Source organism: Francisella noatunensis subsp. noatunensis (assembly GCF_009823375.1).
In the GTDB taxonomy this organism is placed as follows: Bacteria; Pseudomonadota; Gammaproteobacteria; order Francisellales; family Francisellaceae; genus Francisella; species Francisella noatunensis.
On record NZ_WBSX01000123.1, the window covers coordinates 1 to 5304 of the forward strand.

The window sequence follows — 5304 nt, forward strand, 5'->3', positions numbered from 1 at the left end:
TAGGGTCTAACTGCATATTTGGTCGTAATCGGCCACGGGCTGTAAATTTTTTTTAATTTTTTTATCTATGTAAGACTTTAACGACAAATACTTCCCATATTTTAGGTGGGTATCAATAATAGTCTTAATAGGAACTCCTAAGTTGTATAAATGTTGTATACGTTGAATGTCCTTATCATACATTGATTTTTGTATAGTACCTTTGGGTTTGCCAAGCCTAGTTCCTTGTGCTTTAACAGCTTTTAAGCCTTCTTTAGTTCTTTCAGATATAAAGTCTCTTTCCAGTTCAGCTAACATTGAAAATATTGTTATAAGAATTTTATTAGCAGTTTGATTATTATTATCAGGATTTAAATCAAGGTGCTGTTTTATCACTATCAACCGAGATTTTTTTATTGTGGTTATATTCTCGATTATATCTAGTACATCTTTTATTGATCGACCAAGTCTGGATAGCTCTGAGACAATAATAGAGTCATTTTCATTAAGCTGGTCAATCAACTCATGAATTTTTCTTTGCTGAGCAGATTTTCTTGATGATATTTCTAACTCAAACCACTGATCAATATTCATTTTATGATCAACACAATATCTACTAATAATATTTTTTTGGCTATCCAAATTTTGTCTGTCTGTACTAACTCTGATATACCCAAAATTCATGATTTTATTCTTAACCTACTTTCTAGCGTAAAACTAAAGAAATATTATTGTCTTTGTAGATCTATTATGCAATAATTTTGAAATATAGTAAACGGTCGTTATAGAAATAAGTTTTGAGTGAAGTAACCCGAATATCTGATGAAATCAAATCATTATTGGATAATCCACCTAGATTTACTGATGATGAACGTATTTTATATTTTACTTTATCAGAAACCCAGCAAGAGTTAGTAGATAGATTAGATACTGATGTTAATAAAATTGGCTTTACTATTCAGCTAGGTTATTTTAGAGCAAGCCAACGTTTTTATGATACTAAAAATTGGTATGATTTTGATATCAACTTTATTGAAAAGAAATTCAATATCGAACCTAACCAGGTCAAATTACAATATGCAGATAGGTCTAAAAGAAGGCACCGTAAAATTATCTTAGATAGTCTAGGTACAATGGGGTTTAAAGATGCCAATACCATTTTTGAGACTGATCTTAAAAGACTGACTAAAGGAACAACAGACCCAGAAACGCTAATAAAAGAATTGACGATTATTGCGAAAGCAGGCAAGTATGAATTGCCTGCTAGCTATGAGTTTGCAAAACGAATCAATGAAACCATTGTAACGACTGAAAATAACTTCATATCTGCCTTTAATAGGCAATTTGAAAATATTAATACTAAAGAAATTACTCAAAAATTTGATATGTTCATTGAGCCGATCACAAGAAATGATGGATCAGAAAGCAATCGTCCCAAACTAACCCAATACAGAAAAATTAGCCAAAACTATAAACCAAGGAAATTATCAGGTGCATTAGACGACTTCTTATTGTTTAAACACTTATTCAATGTGGTCAATCCTATACTGCAATCTTTAGAAATATCGGTAGGTATTATTCAACATTTTGCTATCTGGATAATTAAAGCCAAAACCTTCCAAATCAAACAGCGATCAAAACATAAAATTCAATTTTACCTAGCTTGTTTTATTTACCATTATTATCATCTTAGACAAGATGCGCTTATCACTAGTATAATTAAAGGTGTTACTGAGCATTTAAATAGTATCAAGCGTGAACAAAAGAATGTAAGTTCTGAAGCTCAACAGATATATGGTCAGTTAACTCAGGCATTGCAAGTATCACGTGAAACGTTAAAAAAACATATCAACCAAGTTGAACAAATTGCAGAACATAAACAGAAGTCCTCTGACGAAAAAATTAATCAAATACTATCAATTTTGCAGCATTTAAAAGAATTAGAAGAGAGTAAATCTTCTGAAGCTAAGATCAATGAACTCATTGGACAGGCGAATGATATAAAGGATTCAATTGATGAATATGTATTACTGGATAAATATGCAGTTAAGCTACAGAATCGAGCATCAAAAATAATACCTCATATAGAATTTAGTGATCAAAGTAGCAATCCACAACTTTTGGATGCTGTAAGATATTATCAGCAGAAAAATGGTAAAATTGATTCAACAGCGCCCATTAGTTTTCTGACTGAGGAAGAAATAGATAAATTATATAATGAAGATAATCAATTCCAAATTTCATTATATAAAGCTTTATTAATCACTAAAACAGTTGAAGCAATAAAGTCTGGTGTTATTAACCTTAAGCATTCATATAAATATTTAACCTTACAAAAATATTTAATACCAAAAAATGATTGGGATAACCATAAAGAAACATATCTCAAAGAAGCTAAATTAGAAGATTTCATCGATATTAAACAATTACTCACCTCACTATGTTCACGTTTAGGATTTCATTACAGAAACACAAATGACCACATCATTAGTGGAGAGAATCATTTCGTTCGTTTTGATAAAAAAGGTAAAGCTATTGTAAAAACACCAGGCGTTTCAAAACTAAATAAAGAGAATATGGCTGATCTATTTAAAGATGCTAAATATATTTCTATTTTAGATATATTAAATCAAGTAAACCAGTCAGAGCCGTTCACCAAATGCTTTAAGCATCATAGTGTTGCTGCGCCAAAAGTAAAACCCATAAATGAAGTGTTTTATGCAGCATTGATAGGTATTGGGTGTAATATTGGTATTCATAAATTAGCAGGAACTGCCAAAGGAATATCATTAAACAAAATTGAGAATGTGGCTAATTGGTATATTAACAAAGAAGGTTTATACAAAGCCAATCACCAAATCATTCAGGCAATTGATAAATTAAGTTTACCTAATCTATTGTTAGGTGGGTCTAATATCAAACATGGTTCTAGTGACGGAATGCAAACTGAGATCACTCAAGATTCTCTGAATTCAAATCAAAGTTATAAATACTCTGGTCTGGCTAAAGGTGTTTCCATTTACAGTTTTATTGATAACCGGTGTGTATTATTTTATTCAACGGTTATTTCACCAGAAGAAAGAGAAGCTGCTTACGTTATAGATGGTTTATTTCATAATGATGAAGTTAAAATGGATATCCATTCTACTGACACACATGGGTTCTCTGAAATTGTTTTTGCTGTAACATTTTTGCTGAAAATTGCATTTGCCCCACGTATTAAGTCACTTTACAAGCAAGCCTTATATTCTTTTGAAAGTCCTAGCTATTATCAAAAATTAGGTTATAAATTATGCCCAAAAAAGATAATTCAACAAGCTAAAATTGAAAATCACTGGGATGAAGTCCTACGGTTGGTAGTCAGCATTAAATTAAGGTATGCCACTGCCTCACAAATTTTCAAAAGACTGAGTTCTTATTCTTTAGAGAATCCACTATATACTGCATTAAAGCAATTTGGGCGAATAATTAAAAGTATTTTTATACTCGTTTATTACCATGATTTAGAACTGAGGCAATCAATTCAAAAACAATTAAATTTAGTTGAATTATCCAACAAATTTTCTAAGGCTGTTTTCTTTGATCATAACAGTGAATTTAAAATTCAGGAGACTAAAGAAGAACAAGAAATTGCCGTTTTATGTAAGCAACTTATCCAAAATACCATTATTTATTGGAATTATTGTTACCTCACTCAAAAGCTAATCAATGCCCCTAATTCAGAAGATGTACAAAATTTACTGCAAGTCATGTTAAGTGGAACCGTTATGAATTGGGCACATGTTAATATGTATGGAGAATATGACTTTAGAAATATTGATGACTCTCCTAACCGCTTTGATATGCAAGCCATATTATCCTATACAGCTAAAAATGGAGATAAAGAATAATGTCTCTTACCAAATTCTCAGAAAATTATGAGAAGCTATTAAAGCAACTCAAGCAACAAGTTATATCTTCTCAACAAAAAGCCGCATTAAGTGTCAATAAAGAATTGATTTTGCTTTATTATGAAATTGGAAATGCAATTCTTTCATCACAGAATCAGAGTAACTGGGGATCAAAGGTTATTGATAAACTATCAAATGACCTTCAATCATCCTTTCCTGAACTAAAAGGCTTTAGTGTTAGAAACTTAAAATATATGCGTAAGTTTGCAGATGAATTCCTGGACTCTGTATTTGTGCAACAGGTTGTTGCACAAATACCTTGGGGTCATATTATTGTTTTAATGAATAAAATGTCAGATATTGATGCTAGAATATTTTACATTAATAAAACAATTGAGCATGGTTGGTCACGTAATATTTTGAATTTACAGATAGAAACCAATTTGCATATTAGACAGGGAAAAGCGGTTAATAACTTTAAAACTAAGCTGCCATCTCCACAATCTGATTTAGCTGTTGCAACACTAAAAGACCCATATACATTTGATTTTTTGAATATTGGTGAGGAAGCACAAGAGCGGGAAGTAGAAAAAGCGTTATGTGCGCATATGGAAAAGTTCTTACTGGAATTAGGTGCTGGATTTGCTTTTGTTGGTCGTCAATATCATTTGGAAGTTGGTGATCAAGATTTTTATATTGATCTATTGTTTTATCACCTAAAGCTGCGCTGTTTTGTTGTTATTGAACTGAAAGATAAGGAGTTTAAACCAGAATATGCAGGCAAAATGAATTTTTATCTTTCAGCCGTTGATGACCTTGTAAAACATAGTAATGACCAACCATCAATAGGTTTAATTTTATGCAAAACTAAGAACAATATTCTTGCTGAATATGCATTGAGAGACATGTCTAAACCGATAGGGTTAGCAGAATATAGACTATCTGACAGTTTGCCCGATGATTTAAAGACAGGATTACCTTCAATTGAAGAATTGGAAATCGAACTATCCAAAGATATGATTAATACTGTATCCAATAAAGGCATTGAGATAAAAGATTACCAACTAGAAGATACAGAGCATTTAATTTCCATTTTTTACAAATCAGTTCATAACATTGGAAATCAATATTATTCTCAAGGACAATTAGCTGCCTGGGCGCCAAAAGAGTCCTTGGATATCACTAATTGGAAAGCCAAATGGAACAAAACACCTCCTATAGTAGCAACCATAGATGGAGAAATTGTAGGATTTGCAGAGTTTGAATCTAATGGATATATTGATTGTTTTTATTGTGATCCAGACTTTCAAGGAAAAGGTGTTGGTTCACGAATTCTTAAAAGAATTGCAGACTTAGCATTAACTCAGAAAAATAAAAAAATATTTGCTGAAGTAAGCATTAATGCGAAGTTGTTTTTTGAAAATAAAGGCTTCAA

At 31.3% G+C, this 5304-nt stretch carries 3 protein-coding genes; 2 read left to right on the forward strand and 1 reads right to left on the reverse strand.

Annotation, left to right across the window (positions count from 1 at the left end):
* Positions 1-6: 6 nt before the first annotated feature.
* The gene (locus F8C69_RS08855) at positions 7-663 is read right to left on the reverse strand and encodes a recombinase family protein (RefSeq protein ID WP_159184920.1); all 657 of its coding nucleotides are present in this window, start codon (positions 661-663) and stop codon (positions 7-9) included.
* A 113-nt stretch (positions 664-776) separates the two neighbouring features.
* Between F8C69_RS08855 and F8C69_RS08860 the strand changes: the two genes are divergently transcribed.
* Both F8C69_RS08860 and F8C69_RS08865 read left to right on the forward strand, forming a co-directional pair.
* Positions 777-3869: a Tn3 family transposase gene (locus F8C69_RS08860; protein ID WP_159184921.1), complete on the forward strand. Its 3093-nt coding sequence runs from the start codon at positions 777-779 to the stop codon at positions 3867-3869.
* Positions 3869-5304, forward strand: a 1436-nt coding sequence (locus F8C69_RS08865) for a PDDEXK nuclease domain-containing protein (RefSeq protein ID WP_159184922.1), incomplete at its 3' end; no start/stop codon positions are given. The genes F8C69_RS08860 and F8C69_RS08865, both read left to right, overlap by 1 nt.